This window comes from Pseudonocardia oceani (assembly GCF_019263585.2).
GTDB classification, from domain to species: Bacteria; Actinomycetota; Actinomycetes; order Mycobacteriales; family Pseudonocardiaceae; genus Pseudonocardia; species Pseudonocardia oceani.
Genome location: NZ_JADQDF010000001.1, coordinates 4,705,682 through 4,731,932, shown reverse-complemented (window position 1 = coordinate 4,731,932; position 26,251 = coordinate 4,705,682). Strand labels below are relative to the sequence as shown.

The window sequence follows — 26,251 nt, the reverse complement described above, 5'->3', positions numbered from 1 at the left end:
TGCCTCTCGGGGTCGGGGTCTCAGGAGGTGACGGTGCGGGCGGTGGTGAGCCCGAATCCGGCGATCCACTCCGGGATCGCCTCGTAGAAGGAGGTCTCGACCGCGTACCGGCCGGCGGCGCCGAGCGCGGCGTAGGCCGCGATCCAGGTGCGCACCTCGTGCGAGGAGTGGCCTGCGTGCTCGACGAACCACGTGTTCGGCCGATCGTCGATGCGCTCGATCTCGCCGGAGGCGAGCAGCGCCATCATGTCCGCGTCCCAGTGGGGGTTCAGCGGCATCAGGTCGGAGGTGCCCGCGGCGAAGTCGGCGATCGCGCCGACGACCCTGGCCTCGCGCACCGCCCGCTCCTGCGCGGTCGGGTTGCGGCCGGCGATCAGCCGCTCGGCGACCTCCGGCGGGGCACCCCTCAGCTGGGGCACCGGCGGGTCGTGCGAGAGGCCTCCGGAGCCGACGAGCAGCACGCGCCTGTCGAGGCCGGCCGCAGCGCGTCCGACGGCCGCTCCGAGATGGCGGGCCCTGGCAACCGGCCCGAGCGGCTCGGCCACGCAGTTGATGAAGACGGGAACGACGGGGACGACGTCGATCGCCCCGAACAGCAGCGCGAGCGGCTGGGAGAACCCGTGGTCGACCTGCATGCGCTCGGAGACCGCGACGTCGACTCCCTCCGCGAGCACCTCCGCCGCGATGTGGCGCGCCGCGTCGGCATCGACCGGGAGCGGCCCCTTCGGCAGTCCGTAGTCCCCGACCGACTCCGCGGCGGCGGCGATGCAGAAGGGGGGCATGACCTCGTAGAAGAAGCCGTTGTAGTGGTCCGGACCGAAGATCACCACGAGTTCGGGGTCGTAGTCGCGGATGAACGCGCGGGCCCGGTCGAACGCGTCCTCCACCCTCCCCGTGACATCCGGGGCCGGATCGGCCTTGCCCATCAGCGGGGTGTGGGAGGTCGTACACAGCGCCAGCGTCATCATTGACTCCCTGCTAGCATTCTAGCGTTTCAACCGACTCTAGAGGTGTGCTGCGCCATGGGCAAGGGCCCGGACGGCGCTCCCTCGCGATGTCGGGGCGCCGTCCTCGGGCGGCCTCGATAGGCTGGATGGGTGGCCATGAGCAGTGATCCAAGCGCGTGGTCGGTCTCCCCCGCCGGTTTCACCGGCAGGCGGCCGACCGCCCAAGGGCTCGGCTCGCTCGTGTACGAGCAGATCAAGGAGCGACTCCTCGACGGCGTCCTCGCCGCGGGCCAGCGGCTGCAGGTCGAGGCCCTCAAGGCCGAGTTCCGGGTGAGCAAGCAGCCGGTCATGGAGGCGCTGCGTCGGCTCTCCGGCGAAGGCCTGGTCGAGATCATTCCCCAGGTCGGCTGCCAGGTGCGCGACTACCCGCACCAGGAGGTCGAGGACTTCTTCAGGCTCTTCGGTGGCATGGAGGGCACGATCACCGAGATTGCGGCGGCCCGGCGCACCGACGCGCAGATCGCGCTGCTCGAGCAGGTGGAGGACCAGATCGGCGCGCTGCGCCACGGGGACGATGCAGGTGCCCGCAGCCGCGGTTACCGGCTGCACAACCGCCGGTTCCACGCCGTGGTGCACGAGATGGCCAGGTCGCCGATCATGGCGGCCACCAGCCAGCGGATGTGGGACCTCAGTGACTTCCTGATCAACACCATGGGGAGCACGGCGCCGCTGTCCGAGGCCCTCGAGCAGCGGCACGCCGACCACGAGCGCATCGTTCGGGCCCTCCGCGCCGCCGACGGGGCCACCGCGCGGCTCGAGACCGAGGCCCACATCATCGGCACGATCGGGATCATCTGGCCGCAGCCGTCGATCGTCGAGCACAACGGCTGACAGGCGCCGGTCGGCCGTCAGGCGAGAGCATCGGCGATCAGGTCGACCTGGTCGGGATCGGAGCTGCACGGGAAGAGCAGCAACTCGTCGCACCCCTCCCCTGCCAGGCGGGCGACCACCTCCCGGACCGCCGCGGCGCTGGTGAGCGCAGTCGAGCCCAGTCCGGTCGCGGCGTCACCGAGAAAGGCGTAGTACTCCGGCAGGTAGCGCTCGGCCCGCGCTGGACCGTCGGCGCCGAGCGCCACGTAGGCGACGGCCTGCGTCCGCGGGGAGCCGTCCCGGCCGTGCCGCCGCCAGCCCTCGCGGACCACCGCCGCGCCGGTGGCGTAGAACCCCGCGCTGCCCGCGACCCAGCCGTCGCCGAACCGGGCGGCACGGTCCAGCGCCTGCGGCGAGCGGCCACCCAGGACGACACCGGGGCGTCCGCGTGGCGACGCGGGACCGATCCCCGCGGGGCCGCTTGCCGCCGCCCACGTCCCGACCAGCTCGGCGAGCATCACGTCGAGCCGGCGCCCCCGGTCGGTGAAGTCCGCGCCCGTCGCGGCGTAGTCGTCCTCACGCGCCCCTACCCCGAGGCCGAGGGTGAGCCGGCCGCCGGACAGCCGGTCGATCGTGGCGGCCTGCTTCGCGAGGATCGTCGCCGAGCCGCGGGCGGGGGCGAGCAGGACGGAGGTGCACAGCCCGATCCGTTCGGTGACCGATGCGGCGGCCGCCAGGATGATGAGCGGGTCGTAGTTGTCGTAGACGACCCGGTCCAGCGCGGCCAGCGAGGAGAACCCGGCGGACTCCGCCCGCCGGGCCCACTCGACGACCTGGTCGGGCCGGGCTCCGGGCACCGCTGCCGGAAGCCCGACCCCGACCTGCATCGACGTGGCGTCAGCCAAGGTTGAGACCTTTCAGGGCCGGGATGACGTCGCGACTGTAGAGCTCGTAGGAGCGCAGTGTCTGCTCCCTGGTCAATGTCCCGAACGAGCCCCACATGATGATGTTGCCGCATTGCAGCTGCTCGGCCTGCGCCACGAGCTGGTCGCGCACCGTCTCCGGCGAACCGACGCAGACGACCCCGGCGTGGATGAGCCCCTCCCAGCTGATCGGCCCGGAGGTGAACGGCCGGAAGAACGACGAGTAGTACTCGTAGCCGGCCGGCACGTTGTCCAGGTCGTCGAAGATCGCGTGCTCCTTGAACAGCGCGAACAGGTAGTCCAGGGCGGGTTCGGCGATCTCGCGGGCCTCCTCGTCGGAGTCGGCGACGAAGATGTTGCGCATGACCGCGAGCTGGTCCGGGCTCGTCGAGTTGCCGGCCTCGGCCGCGGAACTGCGGTACCGGTCGAACATGTCCTTGGTGTCGGGGGTGGACAGGAACGTGTGGCCCATCTTGTACCCCTTGCGCCCCGCCCACTCCACGGTCGCCGGGCTCAGCGCCGTGATCCACACCGGCGGGTTGGGCTGCTGCAGCGGACGCGGCCAGATGCTGACGTCCTCGTAGTTCCAGAACTTGCCGTGATGGGTGAAGGTCGGGTTCCGCCACGCGGTGTGGATGAGCTCCATGCCCTCCTCGAAGCGGGGGCGGGTCTCCTCCATCGGCACGCCCTGCCGGAGAAACTCCTGCTCGTCGACGCCGCGGCCCATGCCCACCTCGAGCCGCCCGCCGGTGAGGTAGTCGAGCATCGCGGCCTCCTCGGCGAGGCGGCGCGGGTCGTGGAACGGGATGATGTTGGCCATCACCCCCAGCCGCATGTTCCGGGTCAGCCTGGCGATAGTGGCCACCAGCAGGTTCGGTGACGGGCTGACGTTGTAGGCGGTGAAGTGGTGCTCGCTGAAGAAGATCCCGTCGAAGCCCTGGTCGTCGGCCTTGATCCAGGACTCGAAGTGCCAGTCGTAGAGCTCCTGGCACTTCTGTGGGTCGAAGTCGGCGGGGTCCGGCGAGTACGGGTAGTTGAAGATGTCGAAGATCCAGGTCTTGACCATGGAACGCTCCTGTGTACTCGACGGACGGGTCAGCTGACGTCGGTCCACTTCGGGGTGTCGAACTCGGGACGCAGGGTCGGCTCGAAGCGGTCGAGCTTGATCCCGATCTTCGGCAGCACGCGCTCGACCAGCAGCTCGTTGCTGCGCAACAGCTTGTCGATCGGCGCGGGACCCAGCCCCATCCAGAGCACGAGCAGCTCGATGCCGAACATCTCGATCGCCTTCTCGAGGTTGCGCGCCACGGTGTCGACCGAGCCGGTGATCGAGTACCCGCGGTCCACCATGGTCTGGTAGTCGTTCTTGATCGGGCCCTCCTCCCCCGGGTAGCGGAGCGCCTCGTTGAACCCGAAGTGGTCGTGCCACTCGGGCCAGATGAAGCCGAGCGCGTCCCTGCCGATCGCCAGGGCCTCGTCGTCGGTGTCCGCCACGACGATCTCGCGGAAGTGCCCGACGTTCTGCCCCCAGCCGATCGCCGGGTCCCGCTTCTTCGCCTCCTCGTGATAGGCGTCGAGGCAGGCCTTCACGGTCTGTTCGATCGGGCTGAAGATGATCGGCCAGCCGCCCTCGCGCGCCGCCCACCGGATGGTGTTGGGGCTGAGCGTGAACGGCACCATCAGCTCGATCGTGGCCGGGTCCTGCAGGGTGTTCGGGGCAATGCCGATCTTCTCCAGCTCGTTGCCCGCGCCCAGCATCGACGGCGCCATGGCGCGGGTGCCAGGGTGGTCCCAGGTGATCCCACGCGGCGGCACCTGCCAGTGCTTGCCCTCGAAGGAGAACTCGCGGTTCTCCCAGAGGCCGCGCACGACCTGGTAGGCCTCCTCGAACAGCTCCCGGTTGATCGCGTCGTGCGCGGCGTACTCCGGGTCGGTCGCGTACGTCGCCACCGCACCGTTCTTCTGGCCGATCGTGGTCACGTGGCGGGTCTGGTAGCCGCGGGCGAAGCCCGCCAGCATCCGGCCGCCGCTGAAGTGGTCGAGCATGGCCAGGTCCTCGGCCACCAGGATCGGGTTGCGCGAGGGCAGCACCGTCGCCATCTGCCCCACGCGCAGCTTCTTCGTGATCCCCGCGGCCCAGGCGCCGAGCATGATCGGGTTGTTTGACATCTCGAGGCCCTCGAGATGGAAGTGGTGCTCGGAGAACGCCGCGAAGTCGAAGCCCAGCTCGTCGATCTGCCGCAGCACCGCGGCGTTCTCGAACAGTGTCCGCTGGTAGAAGTTCGGGTTCGCGCCCGCGTAGCCCTGCCGGTACTGCTCGGGAGTCGCCGCTGCACTCGGCAGCAGGAAGGTTCCCAACCGCATCTCGGACACCCTTCGCCACAGGGGAGGCCATCGTTGGCCTCCTAGCATGCTGGCATGCAACACGTGCCGTGATCGACTGTCAAGGAGCCTCTTGCCCCCCGATGTAAGGGCGGTTACCGTGCGAGGCACGCTAGCATTCCAGTTCGCACGGCTCGAGAAGGGACCGTCGATGCCCGTCCGCACCGGTGCGCAGTACGTCGAGAACCTGCAGAAGCACCCCCGTGAGGTGTGGCTGCGGGGCGAGCGCGTCGACGACGTCACCACGCACCCCGCCCTGCGCCGCCCGATCGAGCAGATCGCCCGGCTCTACGACCTGCAGCACGACCCCGAACTCGCCCCGGTGCTCACCGGGGAGGGCCCCGACGGAGCAGCCGTGGGCCGCGCCTTCTTGCCCTGCCGCACCCAGGACGACCTGGCCGCGCGGCGCGCCGCCTACCGGGCCTGGGCCGAGCCCACGCTCGGGCTGCTCGGCCGCTCCCCCGACTTCCTCAACACCACGCTGATGGCGTTCACCGAGTCGCCGGGCGTGTTCGCCAAGCTCGGGCAGCGCTACGCCGACAACGTGCAGCGCTACTACGAGTACGTCCGCGACAACGACCTGTTCCTCACCCACGCACTGATCACCCCGCAGACCGACCGGTCGAAGACGGCGTCGGAGCAGCAGGAGCAGTTCCTGCACATGGGCGTGGTATCCGAGGGCCCGGACGGGCTGGTGGTCCGCGGTGCGCGGATGCTCGCCACGCTCGCCCCGATGGCCGACGAGCTGATCATCTACAGCCTGCCCGGCCTGCGCCCCGGCGACGAGAAGCACGCGGCCTGCTTCGCCATCCCGATCGACACCCCCGGCCTGCGGCTGATCTCCCGCGCCCCGTTCGACGACGGCACCCGGCACCCCTTCGACCACCCGCTGTCCGCACACTTCGAGGAGGCGGACTGCCTGGTCGTGTTCGACGACGTGCTCGTGCCCTGGGACCGGGTGTTCCTGCACGGTGACGTCGCGCTGGCCAACGCCCTCTACTCCGAGACGAACCTGCGCCAGCACACCGCGCACCAGACCGGCGTGCGCGGCCTGGTCAAGCTGCAGTTCGTGACCGGGCTCGCGATGAAGCTCAGCCAGTCGGTGAAGATCGACGGCTTCCTGCACGTGCAGCAGAAGCTGGGCGAGTGCATCGCGGCCGTGGAGCAGGCGCACGCCCTGATCGTGGCGTCGGAGGCCGAGTACGAGACGACCGACGCCGGCACCGTCCGGCCGCGGTTCAACGCGCTGCAGACGCTGCGGGTGCTGCTGTCCACCCAGTACCCGAAGCTGGTGGAGGTGCTGCAGACCCTCGGCGCCGGTGGCCTGCTGATGATGCCCTCGGCCGAGGACTTCGGCTCGCCCATCGCGGAGGACATCGCGCGCTACTACCGCGGCGCCGACATGCCCGCCGTGGACCGCATCCGGCTCTACAAGCTGGCCTGGGACCTGTGCGGGGACGCGTTCGGCCAACGGGCGCTGCAGTACGAGCGCTACTACGCCGGCGACCCGGTCCGCATCCTGGCCATGAACTACCTGTCCTACGACAAGTCCGACTGCTTCCGGCTGGTGGACCGCGCGCTCGCCCTCGCCGGGGACCCGGACGGTCCGGTCTCCTGATGGCGGCGGGACCGCGGACCGGCCGGGTGGAACCCGAGCGGTTCCGCTACGCCCTGGGCCAGTTCGCCACCGGCGTCACCGTGATCACGACGACGACCGCGGACGGTCCGGTCGGCTGCACGGTGAGCGCGTTCTGCTCGCTCTCACTCGACCCCCCGCTGGTGCTCGTCTGCCTCAACCGGGACCGGTCGATGCACCACACGCTGAGCGCCGCCCCCGGCTTCGGCGTCAGCATCCTGGCCTCGGACCAGGGCGCGCTGGCCCGCGGCTTCGCCCGGCCCGCGGACCGGTTCGCCGGGGTCGCGCACTCCCCCGGCCGGTACGGACCGCACCTCGACGGCGCGCTCGCCCACCTCGACTGCGCCGTGCACGAGATCCGGGACGGGGGCGACCACGTGATCGTCCTCGGCCGCGTCGACGGCTTGCGGGTGCACACCGGCGACCCGCTGCTCTACGCCCAGGGCGCGTTCCTCGACCTCCCGGGGCCGGACTGGGAGCGTGCCGCCGCCACCGCCCCGCACGAATGGCTGCTCTCCGCCCCCTGGTGAGCCGCCCGCTCTTCCCCCGGTCCCGCATGGCAAAGGAGCAGTGATGGAGTTCTTCGTCGGCGCGTGCGCCAAGATCGACCAGGTCGGCATCGTCAGGCAGGCCGAGGACGCCGGAGTCACGCACTTCGGCGTCGGCGAGGGTCCGCTGCTGTTCAGCGACCCGTACCAGTACCTCGCCCTCGCCGCCAGGGAGACCTCGACGATCAACCTGGGCACCTGGGTCACCAACCCGCTCACCCGGATCCCCGCCGTCACCGCGAACTCCCACGCCACCCTCAACGCGCTCGCCCCCGGGCGCACCTTCCTGGGCATCGGCACGGCGAACAACGCGCTGCGCTCGATGGGTCAGAGTCCCGCGTCGATCGCCCAGCTCGACGACGCGTTGCGGGTCACCACGGGGCTGCTGAACGGCGAGCGGGTCACCGAGACGTGGCGGGGCAAGGAACGCGAGCTGGAGTTCCTCGACAAGGGCGGTACCTGGTACAACCTCGAGGACCGGATCCCGGTGTGGATGGCGGCGGGGGGCCCGCGCGGCATCAAGGTGGCCGCCCGCTACGCCGACTACGTGGCCTACTGCCTCGGGCCGGACCCCGAGATGATCCGGCTCGTGCGCCGCGAGCTGGACAAGGCCGTCGCGGACGCGGGCCGTCCGCCCGGTTCGGTCAAGCTCGTCGCGGTGAGCTGGTTCTACCAGCTGCGCGACGGCGAGACCTGGGAGGACGGCGTCGACCACGGCTTCGCCTCCGGCCCGATCAGCTCGTGCCTGACCAACATCGGCTTCATGCGCGAGCACGCCGCCGAGCTCGACCCCTCGATCGTCGAGGCCAGCGCAGCCGCAGCCACCGCCTACCTGGGCGACCCGAACGCCGCCGAGCAACCGCACTACCTCGACACCTGGTCGAAGTACCAGAAGGGGCTCGACGACTCGCACCGGCCGCTGATCACCAAGCAGCTGTGCGACTACTGGTGCCTCTACGGCTCCCCCGACGAGATCTGGGAGAAGACCCAGGGGATGCTCGAGGCCGGCGTCGACATGATGAGCGTCTTCCTGTCCAACCCGTTCACCGCCGAGCGCGACATCGCGGACATCGGCTCGTCGATCCTGAACCGGGCCTGAGGCTGTCCGAGCCGGGGTGACCCACGCACGCCGCGCGGGGTCACCCCGGCCGGACGGGGTCGTCGGTCCCGGCACTCCCCGGCGGCGGAGTCGGGTTGCTCCAGACTCGTGATTGACGCGGGCGCCCGGACGTTGTGCCATGAGGGGCACGCATCACTCAAGGCCGGTCCACTCCACCACGACCCTCGCGCCGCGTATGGAGCCGATCGGCACCACCGCGGGAGGAGGGTCGTGGTCGGCACGAGTACGAGCTTCACGAAAGAGCGGGCGCCGTGCGGAAGGCGCGTGGTGGGCAGCCGCTACCACGAGGCCGACGGCTCGGGGATGGTGTGCGACGACGTCCACTACGCCTGCGGCTGCCGCGAGCTCGTGCACCAGTTCCACGACGGCAACTGCCGCACCAGGATCATCCGGCACGACGGCAAGGTGCTGTTGAACGAGCTGTCCGCCGAACACGCCGAATGAGCCGGGACGGGCCCCTGACATGGCGGACCACGACGTGGTGGTGGTGGGCGGCGGCGGGGCCGGGCTGCGCGCGGCCGTCGCGATCGCGGTGGCCCACCCCCGGCTGAGCGTGGCGATCGTGTCGAAGGTTTACCCGATGCGCAGCCACACGGTCTCGGCGGAAGGTGGCGCGCGGCGGTCGTCGCACCGGACGACTCGCTGAGCGAGCACGCGTACGACACGGTGTCGGGCAGCGACTGGTTGTGCGACCAGGACGCGGTCGAGGCGTTCGTCGCGGAGGCGCCGGGCGAGCTCTGGCAGCTGGAGCACTGGGGCTGCCCCTGGAGCCGCATGCCCGACGTTCAGGTCGCGGTCCGCGCGTTCGGCGGCATGAAGAAGATGCGCACCTGGTTCGCCGCGGACAAGACCGGTTTCCACCTGTTGCACACGCTGTTCCAGACCTCGCTCCGGTACGAGCAGATCACCCGCTACGACGAGTGGTACGTGACCACGCTGCTGGTCGACGGGAACCGCGTGCACGGCGTGGTCGGCATCGAGCTGGCCACCGGTCGGATCGAGGCCATCACCGGCCGGGCCGTCGTCCTGTGCACGGGCGGGTGCGGCCGGGTGTTCCCGTTCACCACCAACGGCAACATCAAGACCGGTGACGGGATGGCGCTGGCCTACCGGGCGGGCGCCCCGCTCAAGGACATGGAGTTCATCCAGTACCACCCGACCGGCCTGCCTTTCACCGGCATCCTGATCACCGAGGCGGCCCGTGCGGAGGGCGGCTGGCTGCTGAACAAGGACGGCTACCGATACCTGCAGGACTACGACCTGGGCACGCCGTCACCCACGCCGGTCATGCGCAGCATGGAACTCGGTCCCCGCGACCGGGTGTCGCAGGCGTTCGTCCACGAGCAGGAGAAGGGTCGCACGGTCGACACCCCGTGCGGCCCGGTCGTGTATCTCGACCTGCGCCACCTCGGGGCACAGGTGATCGACGACAAGCTGCCGTTCGTGCGCGAGCTGTGCCGGCAGTACGAGCGCATCGACCTGGTGCACGAGCTGATCCCGGTGCGGCCGGTGCAGCACTACATGATGGGCGGCGTCCACACCGACATCGACGGCGCCACCGGGCTGCAGGGCCTGTACGCGGCCGGCGAGGTGGCCTGCGTGAGCATCAACGGTGCCAACCGGCTGGGCTCCAACTCCCTCCCGGAGCTGCTGGTGTTCGGCCGCCGGGCGGGGCTCGCGGCCGCCGAGTTCGCCGCCGCGGACGGTGCGGGCCCCGGTCCTGCGGTGCGGGCGCAGGCCGACGACGAGCGGCGGCGCCTGGAGCGCGACCTGCTGGCCCGTCGGGACGGCCGGGAGCGGATCGCCGACGTCCGCACCGACATGCAGCACACGATGGAGGGCAGCGCCGGCATCTACCGGGACGCCGACTCACTGGCCGCGGGCGCGGACAAGCTCCGCGAGCTGCGGGAACGGTTCGACAAGGCGACGATCGAGGACGGCAGCCGGACCTTCAACACCGAGCTGGTCGCGGCCCTCGAGCTGGGGTTCATGCTGGACGTGGCCGAGACCATGGTGGCCTGCGCGCGCGGCGCGAGGAGTCGCGGGGCGCGCACCAGCGCACGGACTTCCCGAAGCGGGACGACGCCCGGTTCCTGGCGCACTCACTGGTCTCCCGCGACCCGACCGGTTCGCCGCGCGTCGGGTACCTACCGGTGACGATCACCCGCTGGCCACCCGGCGAGCGGGTCTACGGGAGGTAGGCGGCATGCCCGACACGATCAGGATGCAGGTCACCCGCTACCGGCCGGGCCGCGACAGCGCTCCGTCGATGCAGGAGTACGTGGTGCCGCTGCGCGAGGAGTGGGCGGTCCTGGACGGTTTGAACTACATCAAGGACCAGCTCGACGGGACGCTGTCGTTCCGCTGGTCGTGCCGGATGGGCATCTGCGGCAGCTGCGGCATGACGGTCAACGGCGACCCGCGCTGACCTGCGCCCGGTTCCTGTCCGACTACGCGCCGGGACCCGTCCGGGTCGAGCCACTGGCGAACTTCCCCGTCGTCCGCGACCTCGTCGTGGGGATCGACGACTTCATGCGCAAGCTGCCACGGGTGAAGCCGTGGCTGGTGCGGGAGGACGAGCCGGGGGTCGCCGACGCCGAGTTCCTACAGACGCCGGCCGAGCTGGACGAGTACAGGCAGTACAGCATGTGCATCAACTCATGCTCTGCTACGCGGCGTGTCCGGTGTACGCCATAGAGCCGGACTTCCTGGGCCCGGCGGCCATCGCGCTCGCCCAGCGCTACAACCTCGACTCCTGAGACGAGGGGCACACCAGCGGCTGGACGTTCTCGCCACCGCCGAGGGGGTGTGGGCCTGCACCTACGTCGGGGAGTGCACCAGCGCCTGTCCCAAGGGTGTGGACCCGGCCGGTGCCATCCAGCGCTACAAGCTCACCGCGGCGACGCGGACGCTGCGGTCCTTCCTGCTGCCACGGGGGGCGCGGTGACCCAGCGTGCGGGCGAACCGTCGGTGCGGCCTGCGACCCCGGCGCGGGGCGCGCCGTACCGGCCGCGGATCTCCCGGTTCTGGTGGGTGCACCGCCGGTCCTACCTGCTGTTCGTGCTGCGCGAGCTGTCCAGCGTGTTCGTCGCCTGGTTCGTGGTGGGGCGCCTCGACGAGGCCCGGTGACTTCTTACTCCATCCGGCGACCGTTCGTGTGATTCCGCGGCGGCTCCTGCTCGTCGAACGCCCACTGTCCGATCTTGAGCCAGTTTCGATCCGGCCGTCCCCGATTCGGGGACACTCCGTCGTGGCTCCCATCGCACCGCAGGCGCCGTCCGACTCCGGGCGATCAAGCGCACGGCGGGGGTGGGTCTCCGGTGCCGATATCACGCGGGTCGTTCCGTCGCGCCCCGATCCCGGATGATCACGAGAGGACAACCGTGAAGGTCACGTCATTCCATTTCATGCCCTACCGGGACCTGCCCGACGACTTCGACAAGCGGTACACCTCCGCGTGGGTGGACGCGCCGTGGTGGGAGCTCGGCGACGCGGAAAAGGTCGGTGAGTACTACAACCAGTCCATCGACGAGCTGATGCACGCGGCCAGGATGGGGTTCGATGGTCTCGGCACCAACGAGCACCACCAGAACGTCTACGGGTTCATGTGCAACCCGAACCTGTTCGGGGCGACGCTCGCGAAGATGACGAAGGACGCCGGCATCGACGACGTCGCACTGGTCCAGCTCGGCGCCACCGTCTCGTCGACCGCGCCCCCGATCAGGATCGCCGAGGAGTATGCGGTGATCGACTGCATCAGCGGTGGCCGGCTCGTCGCCGGTCTGCCGCTGGGTCTGGGCTGCGACGCGAACATCAGCTACGGCATTCCCCCGATGGAGCAGCGCGAGCGCTGGCGCGAGGCCATCGACTTGATGGTCAAGGCCTGGACGGCGCAGGAGTTCTTCGCCTGGAACGGCAAGTACTTCCAGCTGCCGAAGGTCAACCTGTGGCCGCGGCCGGTGCAGACCCCGCACCCGCCGCTGCTCATTCCCGGCGCCGCCAGTTCGTCGACCTGGGACTACTGCCACGACCGGGATCTGCCGTACGCCTACCTGAGCTACTTCGGTGGCAAGTCGGCGCAGAATGTGATGAACCGGTTCTGGGACCGCGCCGCCGCGAAGGACAAGGACGCCAATCCCTACCGGGCCGCCATGCTCCAGTTGGTGGGCGTCGCGGAGACCGACGCGCAGGCCGAGGAGCAGTTCGCCGAGCACCTCGAGCACTTCTACCACAAGGCCCTGCACCTGCCGCTGCACTACCTCGCCACACCGGGGCAGTCCGACTACAAGAGCATGGTCAACCTGTTCAGCTCCGGAATGCTCGAGTACATGGACTACACCGTGGACCTCAAACCGCTCAGCGGCCGGGACATGATCGAGAAGGGCTTCGCCGTCGTCGGCAGTCCGAGTACCGTCCGCGAGAAGCTCGAGGCGATGGTTCGCGAGCTCAACGTGGGCCATCTAATGACCGTCCTGCAGTTCGGGTCGATGCCCCACGACATGGCGATGCAGAACATCGAGCTGTTCGGGCGGGAGGTCCTGCCCCACCTCCAGAAGATCTGGCAGTCCGAGGGCTGGGAGAACGCGTGGTGGCCCAAGAAGTGCAACAAGACGCCCGCTCTGCAGGCCCAGGCCTGATCCGGGACCGGAGGACACGGTAATGGCTGCACCGACGACCGAGACCCTTCAGCTGCGGCATTGCGACTTCGAGGCGAAGGTGAAGGTGGCAGGGAGCGGAAGCCCCGTCGTCTACCTGCACACCGCCGGCGGACCCCGATGGGACGCCTTCCTCGACGCGCTGGCCGAACACCACACCGTCTACGCCCCCGACCACCCCGGAACCGGCGCCACCGCCAGGGACTCCATCTACCAGGTCGACTCGCTGTGGGACCTCTCCCTGATCTACGACGAGATCCTCGACGGGCTCGGCCTGGCATCGGTGCCCGTCGTCGGCAGCTCCTTCGGCGGGATGATGGCCTGCGAGCTGGCCGCGCTGCGCCCGGAGCGGGTCAGCAAGATGGTGCTCATCGACCCGATCGGGCTGTGGCGTGAGGACATCCCGGTCGCGCCGTACATGATGCTCTCCCAGGCCGACCTCGTCGCGACGCTGTTCAGCAACCTCGCCGCCAAGCCCGTGCAGGAGTTCCTCACGCTGCCCACCGACCCGATGGAGATGGCCATTGCGATGGCCGACTCCGTGTGGGCGCTGGGCACCACCGGGAAGTTCGTCTGGCCCATCCCGGACAAGGGTCTGAAGAAGCGGCTGCACCGGGTCACCGCGCCCACCCTCATCATCTGGGGCGCGGAGGACAAGCTGATCTCACCGGTCTACGCCGACGACTTCGCCGCCGCCATCGCCGACTCCCGCATCGAGATCGTGAAGGGCGCCGGCCACGTCCCGCAGTGGGAGCAGCTCGACATCGTCGCACCGTTGGTGCTCGACTACCTCAAGGAGTAACCGCGGACGCGCGAACGGCCCGGTCCGGGTCTCCCCGGACCGGGCCGTTCGCGGTCTCAGCCGGACTTGCGCTCGGCTCCGACCAGCACGTAGACCATCGTGCAGTGCCGATCACTGCGGTTGTGCCAGGCGTGCCGGGTGCCCTGCTGCACGACGCAGGTGCCAGGGGTGACGTGCACCTCGGCGCCGTCGTCGAGCTCGAGCCAGATCTCGCCGTCCACGCAGATCCCGTAGTCGATGCTGTCCGTGGTGTGCATGCCAGGTGTGTCGGGCTCGAACACGTGGACCAGGCCGGGCTGCTTCTCCTCGGCCTCCGCCACGACCTCCTCCGGGCCGGCGTCGGCGGGCGGGGTCGACTCGGGAGCGAACCGCACGATGACGAACCGAGTGCCGCCCGGCCCGGGGAAGAACGGGAACGGAACGGTCGCGGGATTGTCGCCTGCGCCCACGAACGGCGTGCCGTCCTCGGTGCCCCAGATGTTGAACAGCTCCGAGCCCGGCATCGCCATCACCGACGACGGCTCGACCCGCGTCTCGTCCACGAACACCGACGTGCCGTCGCTGGTGCGGTCGGTCACGACCTTCTTGACGTCGAACGCCACGATCTCTCCTTCTGTCGGGGAACTGCGCGGATCGCTACCGGGCGGAGGTCTCGGCCAGGTCCACCCAGCGACGACCGGAGGCCGGCACGATCCGGCCGAACGCGGAGCCGCTGAAGTGGCCGTCTGCTCCGATCGTGGTGGGGTCGCCTTCGAGCTCGGCGGCGATCCGGTCGCGGGTCCGGGCCGCCACGTCCGGGTCCACGTCGAAGATGATCCGCAGGTCGCCGTCGGCGAGCTGCAGCGGGCAGTGCACGACGTCGCCCAGGATGATCGCCCGCTCCTGCCCCGAGGAGATCACCGCCGAGCAGTGGCCCGGCGTGTGCCCTGGGCTCGCGAGCACGTTCACCCCGGTGGCGATGAGCGCACCGTCGGCCACCGACTCGATGCGGTTCACCAGCGGAGCCTGAACCGCCTCGGGATGCGGCCCGACCGCCGCGAGCCCCTCGTCGGTCACCCCCTGCCAGAAGTCGAACTCGCCGTCGCCCACGACGTGGCGGGCGTTGGGGAAGGTCAGCTCACCGTTCTGTGCGGTCCACCCCACGTGGTCGAGGTGCATGTGGGTGTAGAACACGACGTCCACGTCGCCGGGTTCGACGCCGGCCTGGCGCAGGCTGGTGAGCAGCTTGCCGCCGCGGAACTCCCCGTCCACCGGAGGGAACGGGACGGTCATGTCCCCGAAGCCGAGGTCGACGATGATTTTCTTGCCGCCGCTCTCGACGAGGAAGCCGCCGAGGGACATGAGCAACTTGCCGTCGTCGTCGAACAGCTCGCGGTGCGCCTCCCAGAGCGCGTCGTTGGCCGCGGGGAAGATGGCGCTGGCCGAGAGCGACGCGTCGCCGTCGGGCAGGTAGGTCACCCTGATGTCGCCGACGTCGATCGACTCGACAGGGGCGTGCCGTGCGGACATAGGTAGTCCTCTCTCGGCGGGCGATCAGCCCGCCAACGCTCCGAGCACCGGCTTGAACGGGTAGATCTGCGTGTCGACGACCACGCCCTGCGCGACGTAGGGGTCCTCGTCGAGCAGGGGCTTCAGCTCCTCCTGGCCGGCGACCTCGAACACGAGGATTCCGCCGGTGCCGTCCTCGAACGGGCCGGCGATGCGCAGGGACCCGGCTCCGATCAGCTCTCTCAGGTAGGCCCCGTGCGGGCCGCGCGCCTTGTCGATCAGCTCGGTGTCGTCGGTGTACTTCCACACCACGGTGAAGAACGCCATGCCCACTCCCTCTGGATGAATCGGTCACTGCCCGGGGTCGGACGGCGCGGCCACCGTTGGCCGCGCCGTGGTGTCGACCGAGACGATCACTGCACGGCGAGCTCGGACCGGACGAACTCCGCGATCGCTCTGTACAGCTCGCCGGAGCGCTCGATCGCGGCGGTCATCCAGTAGGTCCCGTGGATCAGCCCGTCGTACCGCTGCAGGGTCACCGGGACGCCGGCCGCCTTCAGCTTCTCGGCGTAGGCCTCGCCCTCGTCGCGCAAGGGGTCGAACTCCATGGTGAGGACCAAGGCGGGGGGCAGCCCCGAGTGGTCGGCGGCCAGCAGCGGCGAGGCGTAGGGGTTCTTGCCGTCACCGGGCTCGCGCAGGTAGTGCCGCCAGAACCAGTCCATCGACCCCGCGGTGAGCAGGTAGCCCTCGGCGTTCTCCCGGCGCGAGGGCAGGTCGGAGGTCGCGTCGGTGACCGGGTAGGTCAGCACCTGCGCCCGGATCCGCGGGCCGCCCTCGTCGCGCGCCTTGAGTGCCACGACCGCCGCGAGGTTGGCGCCCGCGCTGTCCCCGATCACACCCAGCCGGCTCGGGTCACCGCCGAACTCGGCCGCGTTCGCGGCCACCCACTGCAGCGCGGCGTAGCAGTCGTCCACCGCGCCGGGGAACTTCGTCTCCGGGGCCATCCGGTACTGGGTGGCCACCACGATGGCGCCGGACGCGGCGGCCAGGGCACGGCACGGCTTGTCGGCGACCTCGAGGTTGCCGATCACCCAGCCGCCGCCGTGGAAGTAGGTCAGAACCGGCAGTGGCCCCTCGCCGCCGGGGACGAAGATGCGGATCGGCAGCTCACCGTCCGCGCCGGGGATGGTCCGGTCGTGCACGGCCGCGACGGCGGCCGGCTCGGCCTGCAGGCCGCGGAACGCCATGGCCGCGTCGCGCGCCTCGGACACGCTCATCTGCTCGAACGACTTCATGCCCTGGTCCTGCATCGCCTCGAGCAGGCCCTGGGTCTGTGGATCCAACGCCATCGGGAGATCCCTTCGTCATGGGGGACGGGTCGTCGACGACCCGTTCGGTCGGCACGGGGAGGTGGGTGGTCCCGTTCGCGCGGGACCACCCACCCATTCCGAGCGTGTCGGGATCAGCCGGGGAACTGCGGCATGATCTTCTCGCCGAACAGCTGAAGGTTGCGCCGGACCTCGTTGAAGGGCAGGAGCCCTGGTCGGACCACCAGACGAAGTACTCCGGGCTGCCGTTCTCCCACAGCTCGTGCATCTTCTCGGTCACGTGCCCGACGTCGCCGGCGTAGAGGTAGTGCGACTCCTCCATCCGCTCGACCGTCTGCGGGACGGGGCCGGTCTCGCCGGCCTTGCGGAAGACCTCGTAGAAGCCGTGGTGGCCCCAGAAGTTCTCCCAGCCCATGCCCGACACGCCGCGCTGCGCCTGGCGCATCGCCTCGTCCTTGTTACGTCCGAAGTGGACCGACCGCAGCACCCCGGTGTTCTTGCCGAGTGCCAGATCGAGGCCGAGGTGCTGCTTCGCCTCGTCCTGGTAGGCCTCGACCATCTTGTGGTAGTCCTCGGGGATCGAGGTCAGGATGATCGGGGTGATGCCCTCGCGGGCCGTCCAGCGGATCGTGTTCTCGCTCATCGAGAACGCCTGGAACAGCTTCGGGTGCGGCTTCTGGTACGGCTTCGGCACAACGGAGATCTTGTGCAGCAGGCCGTCGTCGCCGATCTCACCGTCGGCGCCGAACCGCCGGATGTAGTCGGCCGCCGGCCAGTTCGTCCCGCCCGGCGGGTACGGGAACGAGTAGAACTTGCCTTCGTAAGAGAACGACTCCTCCTTCCAGGCGAGCTTGAGGATCCGGTAGACCTCCTCGAACAGCTCGCGGTTGAGCTTGTCGCGCTCGCTCGCGTCACTGGTGGCGGTCTGGACCGGGAGCAGCTGCGTCATGGCGTTGAACCAGCGCTCCTGGTAGCCGCGGGCGAACCCGACGACCGTGCGGCCCTTCGTCATCTGGTCCAGCCACGCCGTCTCGATGGCAAGCTTGACCGGGTTGTGGCTGGGCAGCACGTACCCGACCGGGCCGACCTTGATGTTCTTGGTGTGGTGCGGGACGTCCAAGTAGAGGGAGTGCGGCCCACCCTGCTCCATGCCCTCGGCGTGCAGGTGGTGCTCGGGGAAGCAGATCGCCTCGAAGCCGTAGTCGTCGGCCATCTTGGCCAGCTCACGCACCTCGGTGAGCATCTGCTGCCACTTCTCGGTCTTGTGGACGATCGGACGCAACGCCTCCCGCTCGCGCTCAGAAGCCGGAAGTGCCGGGAGCATGAAAAGACGAACTTCACGTGCTCACTCCTCCACGGGTCGATGAGGGCCCGTCCGAGCGGGGCCTCGAATTGCCGATCACTCCGCCACCGGCCGTTGCGCGGCGGAGTTGGTTCAGGACGTTCGGGTGGATCACGCTGGCACGAACCTAGCCGGGCGACCAGGCGCGAACCTGTCCGAAAGTGCAACACTCCGGACGGTCCGGCAGCCGCGGATGACGCGCCGACGAAGGCGGCAGCAGCGCGCCCGACACGGCCCTGAACAGCGTCGATGCCGTTCCGATCGGTGCCGCCCACGAGGCTGGAGGGTCCCGGCGGCAGCCGCTGGCTATCATCATGATGTGCAACTATTGCCGAGGCCCGGCCCGCGGCGCCCCGGAGCGAGAGGTGTGGCGGAATGAGGACCGGTGCGCAGGGCAGCAATCGCCGGAGTCCGAAGATGTCCGAGGTCATCGCCCGCGAACTGGCCAGTCATATCGTGAACGCCAAGCTCTCGGCCGGCAGCGTCCTGCCCACCGAACGGGAGATGATCGAGAGCTTCGACGTCGGCCGCTCCACCATTCGTGAGGCACTGCGGCTGCTGGAGACCCGCAACGTCATCACGCTGCGCCCCGGACCGGGCGGGGGGCCGGTCGTGCGCCGTCCTCGTCCCGAGGACCTGGGCGAGGCCCTCACCCTCATCCTGCAGTTCGAGGACGCCTCGCTCGACGACGTGATGGAGGCGCGGCGCGCGCTCGAGCCCACGATCGCCCGGCTGGCCGCGAGCCGGATCTCCGACGCGGACCTGGACGCCATGGACCGGACGGTCTGCCTGATCCTCGACAACCCGAACCCCGAGGTCTTCCAGGAGCAGAACCGGATCTTCCACGCCACGCTGTCCAGGGCCGCGCGCAGCGTCGTGCTGCAGGTGTTCGTCGAGAGCCTCGGCAGCGTCGCCGACGGCGTCGCGGGCGGCGTCACCTACTCGTCGCGCCGCTACATCGCGGCGGCGCAGGCCCACGCCCGCATCATCGAGGCCCTGCGCGCCCACGACGCCGACCGCGCCGAGCAGTTGATGCGCGACCACCTCGACGAGGCCGACGACTACTGGCACAAGAAGCACAAGGACCTGGTGTCGCGACCGGTGGTGTGGCGGCGCTGAGCAGCCGCCCGGTCAGGACGCGACGCCCTCGGTGAGCCGTCGCCGGACGTCCTCCCGCAGCCGGAACTTCTGGATCTTGCCGCTGGCCGTCCGGGGCATCTCGGTGACGACCTCCAGCCGCTCGGGCAGCTTCTGGTTGGCGATGCGCCGCCCGCGCAGGAACGCCACCAGGTCGGCCAGTTCGACGGCGGCGTCGTCCACGGGGACGACGTATGCGCAGATCCGCTCCACGAGCACCGGGTCGGGCATTCCGACGACCGCGACCTCGCGCACCGCAGGATGCTCGAAGAGCAGGTCCTCGACCTCCTTCGCCGAGATGTTCTCCCCGCCCCGGATGATGATGTCCTTGCGGCGGCCGGTGATCTGCACGTAGCCCTCCGCATCGAGCACGGCCAGGTCACCCGTGGCGAACCAGCCCTCCGCGTCGAAGGCCTCCTCGTCGAGCCCCGCGTCGAGGTACCCGACGAACAGCTCCGGCCCGCGGACGAACAGTTCGCCGGCGACACCGGGGGCGACCGGGCGCCCGTCGAGGCCGAGCACCTTCGCCTCGGCCGCCCCGATCCGCCTGCCGTCCGTGGTGGCGCGCTTCTCCACCGGGTCGGCGGCGTTGCCGGCGGACAGCGTGGGGAACTCGGTCGACCCGTAGGCGCGCGCGGCCATGCACCCCAGTTCCCTGGTGGCGTGCCGGATCAGCTCGGGGGGCACGTCCGCCCCGCCGCACGCGAACGTGGTGAAGGAGCCGAGGTCGAATCGGGGGCGATCCGGGTGGTGCAGGATGCCGTGCAGGAACGGGGTCGCGGCGACCGTGAAGCTGCACCGGTGCCGCTCCAGCAGCTCCAGCGCCCGCCCTGGCTCCCAGACGTCCTGCAGCACGACGTGCGTGCCGAGCATGAACGGCAACTGCAGCGCGTAGAGCACCCCGGTGATGTGTGCGACCGGTGACGGCATGAACACCACGTCGTGGCCGCCGAGGCCGAACAGCTCGATGATGCTGCGGTTCTCGTAGTCCAGGGTGTTGTGCGTGTGCAGTGCGCCCTTCGGGTCCGCCGTCGTCCCGGAGGTGTAGAGCAGCACCGTCACGTCGTTGGCGCCGCGCTCGGCGGCGGGTGGTCCGTCGCTCCCGGCGGCGAGCAGCTCCGCGAACGGGAGCGCGCCCGCCGGTGCCTGCCCGCCGACCACGACGACGTCGCGCAGCGCGGGCAGCTCGTCGCGGAGCTGGACCAGCATCGCCGCGTGGTCGAACCCGCGGAACACGCCCGGCCCGATGACGATCTTCGCTCCCGACTGGCGCAGGATGAACTCCATCTCGCGGTGCCGGTAGATCGGGATGATCGGGTTGCTGACCGCGCCGATCCGGATCGCGCCGTGGTGCACGGCGAACGCCTCGACCCAGTTCGGCAGCTGCCAGGCCACGACGTCGCCGCGGTCGATGCCCCTGGCCCGCAGCGCGGACGCGGTCCGGTTCACCAGCGCGTCCAGCTCGGCGTAGCTGACGCTGCGATCGCGATCGACGACCGCCAGGCGCGCGCCGTCGGCGCGGGCGTGCGCGGCGAGGTGGGAGTCGGTGAGCGTGTCCCGCCACAGCCCGCGGTCGGTGAAGTGCGCGACGAGCTCCGGGATGAGCCGGGCCGGGGTGATCATGCGGTCTCGACCCCCAGGCGCCGGGCGCCGATCAGGCCGGCGAGCTCACGCTCGTCGCCGTACCAGCTGCGCAGGGCCAGCGCCCGGCGCAGGTACCAGTGCAGGTCGTACTCGGTGGTGAATCCGATGCCGCCGTGCACCTGGAGCCCGTCCTCGCAGACCTGCCGCGCGCTCTGCGCGGCGCACGCCTTGACCGTGAGACCGGTGAGCTCGAGCGCCGCCGCATCCTGCCCGGCGGCATCGGCCGTCGCCGCCTCGCACAGCGCGTCCAAGGACAGCGAGAGCTGCGCCATCGTGGCCAGGATGTGCTTGAGCGCCTGGAAGCTGCCGACCGGACGGCCGAACTGTTCGCGCTGTCCGGCGTAGGCCACGGAGTCGGCCAGCACCCGGCGGGCGATCCCGGCCAGCTCGCAGGCGGTGAGGATCCGGAGCCAGGCCCGGACCCCGGCCAGCAGCTCGAACGCGGCCGGTCCGGTGGCCATGACCTCGCCGGCGGCCACCGGCCGCTCGGCCACGGCGACCCGCGCGTACCGGGCGCAGGGGTCGGCGCCGGCCCGCTCGTCGACCCGCAGCTCCGGATCCCCGGCGGGGAGCACCACGACCGCAGGCTCGCCGGGCCCGGCGTCGGCGGCCAGGACGATCACGTCGGCCTGCGCCCCGAACCGGACCAGCTCGACCACGCCGGACAGGGTGCCCCCGCACAGCTGCAGGCCACCCACGTCGGCGGCCCAGTCGACGGTGACAGCCGGGTCGGCGAGCGCGGGCAGCCGCGCGCCGGCCAGCGCCCCCGGCAGCAGCGCGGGCAGCACGAGCTGCTCGACCAGTGGCCCCGGTACCAGCCGTTCCCCGACCAGGCCGGCCAGACCTCCCAGCTCCGCCGGCGACACGCCCAGGCCGCCGTCGTCGGGGTCGGCGGTCAGCTCGGCCCAGCCCAGCGCGGCCAGCTCGGCGTGCAGGCCCTCGTCCCAACCGCCCGCGGCCAGGATCGCGCGGTGCCGCTCGGGAGGCAGCGCCCTGTCCAGGAACGCGGCGACCGACGACACCAGGTCGTCCCCGCCCTGCCGCTCAGCCACGGGGCAGCCCCAGCAGTCGCTCGGCGACGATGTTGCGCTGGATCTGCGAGGTGCCGCCGTAGATGGAGGCGGCCCGTGAGTAGTAGTGGTCGTGCACCCAGCGGCCCGCGTCGAGACCGAGCGGGCGGGACTGCGGCACCACCCGGAACGGACCCAGCAGCTCGGCGATCGCGCGGCAGACCACCTGCTCGGCGTCGTTGAGCACGAGCTTGTCCACCGAGTCGAGCGGGCCGGCGCCGGACTCGTCGAGCATCCGGGTCAGCGTGCGGCGGGTCTGCGCCTCCAGCACGCGCAATGCGACGTGCGCCCGCCCGATCTCCTCCAGCACGCGGGGATGGGAGCGCCGCGCCGGCGGCGCGGTCCGCAGCTGCGCGACGGCGTCGGCCAGCCCGGCCTCGAGCTCCACCCGGCGGCGCATCGTGTAGCTGCCGCGCTCCCGGCCGAGCGTGTCGAGCGCGATCCGCCAGCCGCCGTCGACCTCGCCGAGCACGTTCGCCCGCGGCACCCGGACGTGGTCGAGGAAGACCTCGTTGAACTCCGCGTCGCCGGTCATCTGGGTGATCGGCCGCACTGTGATGCCGGGCGAGGCCATGTCGACCAGCAGGTAGGAGATCCCCTCGTGCTTGCGCGCGGTCGGGTTCGTGCGGCACAGCAGAGCGCACCAGGCCGCCTCGTGCGCCCAGCTGGTCCACACCTTCGCACCCGTCACCACGAACTCGTCCCCATCGGGCTCGGCCCTGGTGCTGAGCGACGCCAGGTCCGAGCCCGCGCCCGGCTCGGAGAAGCCCTGGCACCAGATGTCCGCGCCGGAGAGCAGCCGTGGCAGGAACCGCTCGCGCTGCACGTCGGTGCCGAAGGCGTGGATCGAGGGGCCGACCACGTCGAGGCCGATCAGCCCGATCGGGGCCGGGGCGTGCGCGCGGACCAGCTCGTCGACGAAGGCGAACTGGTGCTGTGCGGTGAGCCCCTGCCCGCCGAACCGCCGCGGCCAGGCGATGCCCATGAAGCCCGCGTCGTAGAGGGTGCGCTGCCAGCGACGGTGCACCGCGAACCGCTCGTCGAGGGCCAGCGGGGTGCCGGGGACCTCCGCCTCGGCCAGCCAGGCTCTGGCCCTCTCCCGGAACGCCGCGACCTCCTCGACGGCCACCCTCACGACCCCGTGTACTGCGGTGGGCGGCGCTCGAAGAAGGCGTTGACGGCCTCCTTCGCGTCGGCGTGGGCGGACAGCTCCCCGGTCAGGCCCTGCTCGTACTCGTAGCCGCCCTTGAGGTCGGCGTACTCGATGGCGTTGAGGCTCTGCTTGGCGTAGCGCAGCGCGATCGGGCTGTGCCGGGTCATCCGGGCGGCCAGCGCGTAGGCCTCGTCGAGCAGCCGCTCCCGCGGCACCACCGTGAGCACGCCTCCGTACCGCACGAACTCCTCGGCGGCCAGCGGCTCGCCGGTGAAGTGCAGCAGCCGCACCAGCGGCTGCGGGAGCAGCCGGGACAGGTGCTTGGCGCCGCCCATCACCCCGACGTTGATCTCGGGGGTGCCGAGCTTCGCACCCTCGGCGGCGACGATCAGGTCGCAGGACGCGGCGAGCGCGAGCCCGGTGCCGACCGCGACGCCGTGCACCGCGGCGATCACCGGCAGCGGTGCGTCGTAGATGGCCCAGAACGCCTCCCGGACCAGCCGCATCCGGTCGGGGGCGTTGCCGGGGTCCATGGTCTGGAACTCCTCGAGGTCGTTGCCCCCGCAGAAGTGCCGGCCCTGCCCGGTCAGGACGAGGACCCTGGCGGCGGGCAGGTGCACGTCGAGGTGCGCGAAGAACTCGCGGATCTCGGCGTACATCTGCTGGTTCACCGCGTTCACCGGAGGCCGGTCCAGCCAGACCGTCCCCACGTGCCCGTCGGCGGACCAGCGCAGGAACTCGAACTCACCCATCGCCCGCCCCTACCGGCCGTCGAACGGCGCGGTGTTGAGCAGCCTGCGGCGCACGGCGCTGTTGAGCGGGCCCTCCCGCTCGCTGTCGGCCTTGACCCGTTGCCACTCGGGATCGCCCATGAAGCCCGCCCAGCCGTCCTGCATCTGCTGGTAGGACTCCCAGCGCACGGCGTACACGACCTCACCGATGCTGTTCTCGCCGAACTCGGTGTGCGAGATGAACGCGATGTCGAAGCCGTGCTTCTCGAACAGCCCCAGCGTGTGGTCGGTGAACCGGGCGATCAGGGCCTGCAGCCTGCCCGGAACGACCGTGTACTCCCTCAGCTCGTACAGCACGTGGCTCCCTCTGGTGTCAGCCGCTCAGACAACGGCCGTCGATGCCCAAAATCCTGATCTTGCGGTAGAGCGTGGAGCGAGCGATGCCGAGCAGCTCGGCCGCGGCCTGCTTGTTGCCGCCGCTGTCGTCGAGCGCGTTGAGCAGCGCCTCCCGCTCGACCCGCTGCAGCGACGTCAACCGGTGCTTGATCGGCGCGGCGCGGTACTCCGGTGGCAGGTGCTCGATCGCGATGTCCCGCCGGGCCGAACGCAGCAGCGCGCTGCTGAGCACCGCGCGCAGCTCCCGCACGTTGCCCGGCCACACCTGGCCCATGAAGTTCTGCAGCGTGGCCGGTTCCAGCCGGGGGGGCGGCGAGCGGTCCGCGAGATCGCGGACGAGCACCCGCGCGATGTCGGCGACGTCCTCGGCCCGCTGACGCAACGGCGGCAGCTGCAGCCGCGCCGGGAAGCAGTCCCGCAACCGGGTCATCCCGTCGTCGCTGTCCGCCAGGCGAGCAGTGGCGATCACCCGCACCATCCGCCCGTCGACGCGCTCGACCAGGCCGACCGCGCGCGAGGCCAGCTCGACGGGCAGCTCGTCGATCTGGCGCAGCACCAGCGTCCCCTGGACGGCCAGGCCCGCCCGCAGGCGTTCGAACCAGGCCCGTGGATCGTCCCGGCACTGCCCGGTCTCGAGAACCGTGACGGAGCCGGTCGCCCCGTCCCGCTCGTGCAGGTGGCGGGCCAGGAAGGCCTTGCCGGTGCCCGGTTCGCCGGAGATCAGGATCGGCCGCCGGGCCTGCGCCACGGCCGCGAGCTCGCGCCGGACCCGCTCGGCCGCGGCGCTGCGGCCGGGGACCGGGCTGTCGTCGCTCGGCCCGGCCGGGCGGTGCGGCCGCACGGTACGACCGGCGCAGCGCAGGGTGGCCGAGTGCGGCCGCATCTCGATCAGGATCCCGGCCACGACCTCCTCCTCCCGCACGGTCGTGCACCGCGCCTGCACGACGACGTCACCGGCCAGCCGCAGCTCGCCGCAGTACTCGTCGCGGGCAGCGAGCACCCGCGAGGCCCAGTCCCACAGGAACGGCTGGTCGGCCGGGCTGACGAGCGGCCCGGCGAGGGTGTTGCTGATGAGCAGGTCGCGATTGAGGCAGACCACGGCTGCCGCGGAGCGGCGGGTGGTCTGCAGGAATCGGTCCAGCAGCAGCCGCTCCTGCCGTGTGGTGTCGTCGCCGAGGCGGGCCTCGATCCGCGCCGCGGCCTCCTCGACCAGGGGCAGCATCAACACGCTGCCGTCCTCGGTCCGGCACGCGAGGGCGAGGGCGCCCTTGATCACGCCGCTCACCGGGTGCCGCACCGGGACCGCGCGTGCACTGAACAGCCGCAGGTTCTCCCGGTAGTGCTCGCCGCCGGCCACCACGAACGGGCGCCGCTCCTCGACCGCGCACCCGACCGCGTTCGTGCCGATGACCTCCTCCGCCAGCCGGGAACCGGGGACGATGAGCAGCCTGTCGCACCAGTCCCGAACGTCCTCCCGGCCGGCCCGGCGCACGACGACCCGCGCTTCGGCGTCGGCCAGGATGATCACCAACGGCTCCCCCTCGAGCCGCTGCGCCAACCGCTGGATCACCGGCTCGGCCGCCCGCAGGAGCCGACTGGGACGATCGCTACCGGGCCCACGGGCAACGTCGACACCGTCGCGCTCGACCCCGTTGCGGGCCGACCGCTCCCAGGACAAGGCGATCTCGGGTCGGAGCCCGGTGGGCCGCTGAGCACCGACCAGGTCGGGGTGGAGCGGCTCGTGCAGATCCGGGCCGGGCTGGAGGGCAAGGTTCACGTTCAGCCACCTCGCTGTGATGGAATCCGTTCCGATGTCGTCGAGACTCGGGCCGTGTCCTTCCGGGCGCCGTCCGCCCGCGCCCTGTCGCACTGCCGCCGCTCCGGCCCGGTCAGGAGCCGGAAACGGCCGTACTTCCCCGTTGCATGCTTGCATGTCTGCGGTTGATGAACAGCAATCTCTCAGGGTGTGACGAAGTCTGTCAAGAAGCGTTCCCGTTACCGGAACGCGCCGCCTCGGGGTGCTCCGTTCGCCGCCCGCGAGCCGCCCGAAACGCCGGCGAAGTCGACGTTCCCGCAGTT

The 26,251-nt window shown here is 70.7% G+C and carries 26 protein-coding genes and 2 pseudogenes; 13 read left to right on the top strand and 15 right to left on the bottom strand.

The window, feature by feature from the left end:
- Window positions 1-20 precede the first annotated feature (20 nt).
- Complete coding sequence (locus I4I82_RS23755) at window positions 21-965, bottom strand: 3-carboxyethylcatechol 2,3-dioxygenase (protein WP_172167014.1); 945 nt, start codon at window positions 963-965, stop codon at window positions 21-23.
- Window positions 966-1,103: 138 nt separating this feature from the next.
- Between I4I82_RS23755 and I4I82_RS23750 the strand changes: the two genes are divergently transcribed.
- Window positions 1,104-1,838 carry a GntR family transcriptional regulator gene (locus tag I4I82_RS23750; protein WP_218589011.1) on the top strand — a complete coding sequence of 245 codons (735 nt, stop codon included), beginning with the start codon at window positions 1,104-1,106 and terminating at the stop codon, window positions 1,836-1,838.
- 17 nt (window positions 1,839-1,855) lie between these two features.
- Here the strand turns inward: I4I82_RS23750 and I4I82_RS23745 are convergent, their stop codons facing one another.
- Genes I4I82_RS23745 through I4I82_RS23735 form a run of 3 tightly spaced genes read right to left on the bottom strand, consistent with a single transcriptional unit; the run spans window position 1,856 to window position 5,104 of the window.
- Window positions 1,856-2,722, bottom strand: coding sequence for an LLM class flavin-dependent oxidoreductase (locus tag I4I82_RS23745; protein ID WP_225920665.1), 867 nt, complete (start codon window positions 2,720-2,722; stop codon window positions 1,856-1,858).
- Window positions 2,715-3,806, bottom strand: a complete 1,092-nt coding sequence (locus I4I82_RS23740; protein WP_218589010.1) for an LLM class flavin-dependent oxidoreductase — start codon at window positions 3,804-3,806, stop codon at window positions 2,715-2,717. The genes I4I82_RS23745 and I4I82_RS23740 overlap by 8 nt, the downstream gene beginning before the upstream one ends.
- 29 nt (window positions 3,807-3,835) lie before the next feature.
- The gene (locus tag I4I82_RS23735) at window positions 3,836-5,104 is read right to left on the bottom strand and encodes an LLM class flavin-dependent oxidoreductase (protein WP_218589009.1); all 1,269 of its coding nucleotides are present in this window, start codon (window positions 5,102-5,104) and stop codon (window positions 3,836-3,838) included.
- A gap of 169 nt (window positions 5,105-5,273) precedes the next feature.
- On the opposite strand from I4I82_RS23735, the gene hpaB reads away from it, so the two are divergent.
- The 11 genes and pseudogenes from hpaB to I4I82_RS23690 all read left to right on the top strand — a co-directional run bounded on the left by hpaB (window position 5,274) and on the right by I4I82_RS23690 (window position 13,883).
- Entirely contained in the window at window positions 5,274-6,740 is a 1,467-nt protein-coding gene (hpaB, locus tag I4I82_RS23730; RefSeq protein WP_218589008.1) for a 4-hydroxyphenylacetate 3-monooxygenase, oxygenase component, read from the top strand.
- On the top strand, window positions 6,740-7,288 hold the full coding sequence (locus I4I82_RS23725; protein WP_218589007.1) for a flavin reductase family protein: 549 nt from the start codon (window positions 6,740-6,742) through the stop codon (window positions 7,286-7,288). Before hpaB ends, I4I82_RS23725 begins: the two co-directional genes overlap by 1 nt.
- Before the next feature lie 43 nt (window positions 7,289-7,331).
- Entirely contained in the window at window positions 7,332-8,405 is a 1,074-nt protein-coding gene (locus I4I82_RS23720) for an LLM class flavin-dependent oxidoreductase (protein ID WP_172167026.1), read from the top strand.
- Between the two features lie 231 nt (window positions 8,406-8,636).
- A complete protein-coding gene (locus tag I4I82_RS23715; protein ID WP_218589006.1) occupies window positions 8,637-8,870 on the top strand; it encodes a hypothetical protein in 234 nt (77 codons plus the stop codon).
- A gap of 19 nt (window positions 8,871-8,889) precedes the next feature.
- Complete coding sequence (locus I4I82_RS34520; protein ID WP_218589005.1) at window positions 8,890-9,072, top strand: FAD-binding protein; 183 nt, start codon at window positions 8,890-8,892, stop codon at window positions 9,070-9,072.
- Between the two features lie 20 nt (window positions 9,073-9,092).
- A pseudogene (locus tag I4I82_RS23710) lies at window positions 9,093-10,463 on the top strand (FAD-binding protein); the annotation flags it as partial.
- Complete coding sequence (locus I4I82_RS35075) at window positions 10,445-10,627, top strand: hypothetical protein (RefSeq protein ID WP_372451316.1); 183 nt, start codon at window positions 10,445-10,447, stop codon at window positions 10,625-10,627. The pseudogene I4I82_RS23710 and the gene I4I82_RS35075, both read left to right, overlap by 19 nt.
- Before the next feature lie 5 nt (window positions 10,628-10,632).
- Window positions 10,633-11,123: pseudogene (locus tag I4I82_RS35070) on the top strand (2Fe-2S iron-sulfur cluster-binding protein).
- Window positions 11,124-11,396: 273 nt separating this feature from the next.
- Window positions 11,397-11,555, top strand: a complete 159-nt coding sequence (locus I4I82_RS23700; protein WP_226370223.1) for a succinate dehydrogenase/fumarate reductase transmembrane subunit — start codon at window positions 11,397-11,399, stop codon at window positions 11,553-11,555.
- Between the two features lie 254 nt (window positions 11,556-11,809).
- Window positions 11,810-13,063 (top strand): LLM class flavin-dependent oxidoreductase, encoded by a 1,254-nt coding sequence (locus I4I82_RS23695; RefSeq protein WP_172167028.1) that lies wholly within the window; start codon window positions 11,810-11,812, stop codon window positions 13,061-13,063.
- Window positions 13,064-13,085: 22 nt separating this feature from the next.
- Window positions 13,086-13,883, top strand: a complete 798-nt coding sequence (locus tag I4I82_RS23690) for an alpha/beta fold hydrolase (RefSeq protein ID WP_218589003.1) — start codon at window positions 13,086-13,088, stop codon at window positions 13,881-13,883.
- Between the two features lie 56 nt (window positions 13,884-13,939).
- On the opposite strand, the gene I4I82_RS23685 is transcribed toward I4I82_RS23690, so the two are convergent.
- From I4I82_RS23685 to I4I82_RS23665, 5 genes are all read right to left on the bottom strand, one after another.
- Complete coding sequence (locus tag I4I82_RS23685; RefSeq protein ID WP_218589002.1) at window positions 13,940-14,485, bottom strand: cupin domain-containing protein; 546 nt, start codon at window positions 14,483-14,485, stop codon at window positions 13,940-13,942.
- Between the two features lie 34 nt (window positions 14,486-14,519).
- Window positions 14,520-15,392, bottom strand: coding sequence for an MBL fold metallo-hydrolase (locus I4I82_RS23680; protein ID WP_218589001.1), 873 nt, complete (start codon window positions 15,390-15,392; stop codon window positions 14,520-14,522).
- A gap of 24 nt (window positions 15,393-15,416) precedes the next feature.
- On the bottom strand, window positions 15,417-15,698 hold the full coding sequence (locus tag I4I82_RS23675) for a YciI family protein (protein WP_218589000.1): 282 nt from the start codon (window positions 15,696-15,698) through the stop codon (window positions 15,417-15,419).
- 86 nt (window positions 15,699-15,784) lie between these two features.
- Entirely contained in the window at window positions 15,785-16,648 is an 864-nt protein-coding gene (gene lipP1 / locus I4I82_RS23670) for a LipP1 family hormone-sensitive lipase (RefSeq protein ID WP_226380869.1), read from the bottom strand.
- Window positions 16,539-18,023, bottom strand: coding sequence for an LLM class flavin-dependent oxidoreductase (locus I4I82_RS23665; protein WP_225920663.1), 1,485 nt, complete (start codon window positions 18,021-18,023; stop codon window positions 16,539-16,541). The genes lipP1 and I4I82_RS23665 overlap by 110 nt, the downstream gene beginning before the upstream one ends.
- A gap of 435 nt (window positions 18,024-18,458) precedes the next feature.
- On the opposite strand from I4I82_RS23665, the gene I4I82_RS23660 reads away from it, so the two are divergent.
- Window positions 18,459-19,160, top strand: a complete 702-nt coding sequence (locus tag I4I82_RS23660) for a FadR/GntR family transcriptional regulator (protein ID WP_172167043.1) — start codon at window positions 18,459-18,461, stop codon at window positions 19,158-19,160.
- 12 nt (window positions 19,161-19,172) lie between these two features.
- Here I4I82_RS23660 and I4I82_RS23655 read toward each other — a convergent pair whose 3' ends face one another.
- From I4I82_RS23655 to I4I82_RS23630, 6 genes are read right to left on the bottom strand one after another with little or no spacing between them, the layout of a single operon-like run.
- Window positions 19,173-20,801: an AMP-binding protein gene (locus I4I82_RS23655; protein ID WP_218588998.1), complete on the bottom strand. Its 1,629-nt coding sequence runs from the start codon at window positions 20,799-20,801 to the stop codon at window positions 19,173-19,175.
- Window positions 20,798-21,874 (bottom strand): acyl-CoA dehydrogenase family protein, encoded by a 1,077-nt coding sequence (locus I4I82_RS23650; RefSeq protein ID WP_172167047.1) that lies wholly within the window; start codon window positions 21,872-21,874, stop codon window positions 20,798-20,800. Before I4I82_RS23650 ends, I4I82_RS23655 begins: the two co-directional genes overlap by 4 nt.
- Complete coding sequence (locus I4I82_RS23645; protein WP_218588997.1) at window positions 21,867-23,021, bottom strand: acyl-CoA dehydrogenase family protein; 1,155 nt, start codon at window positions 23,019-23,021, stop codon at window positions 21,867-21,869. Before I4I82_RS23645 ends, I4I82_RS23650 begins: the two co-directional genes overlap by 8 nt.
- Before the next feature lie 2 nt (window positions 23,022-23,023).
- Entirely contained in the window at window positions 23,024-23,797 is a 774-nt protein-coding gene (locus I4I82_RS23640) for an enoyl-CoA hydratase-related protein (RefSeq protein ID WP_172167051.1), read from the bottom strand.
- A gap of 9 nt (window positions 23,798-23,806) precedes the next feature.
- Entirely contained in the window at window positions 23,807-24,133 is a 327-nt protein-coding gene (locus tag I4I82_RS23635) for an NIPSNAP family protein (protein WP_172167054.1), read from the bottom strand.
- Window positions 24,134-24,149: 16 nt separating this feature from the next.
- Complete coding sequence (locus I4I82_RS23630) at window positions 24,150-25,949, bottom strand: sigma-54-dependent Fis family transcriptional regulator (RefSeq protein WP_218588996.1); 1,800 nt, start codon at window positions 25,947-25,949, stop codon at window positions 24,150-24,152.
- Window positions 25,950-26,251: the final 302 nt, after the last annotated feature.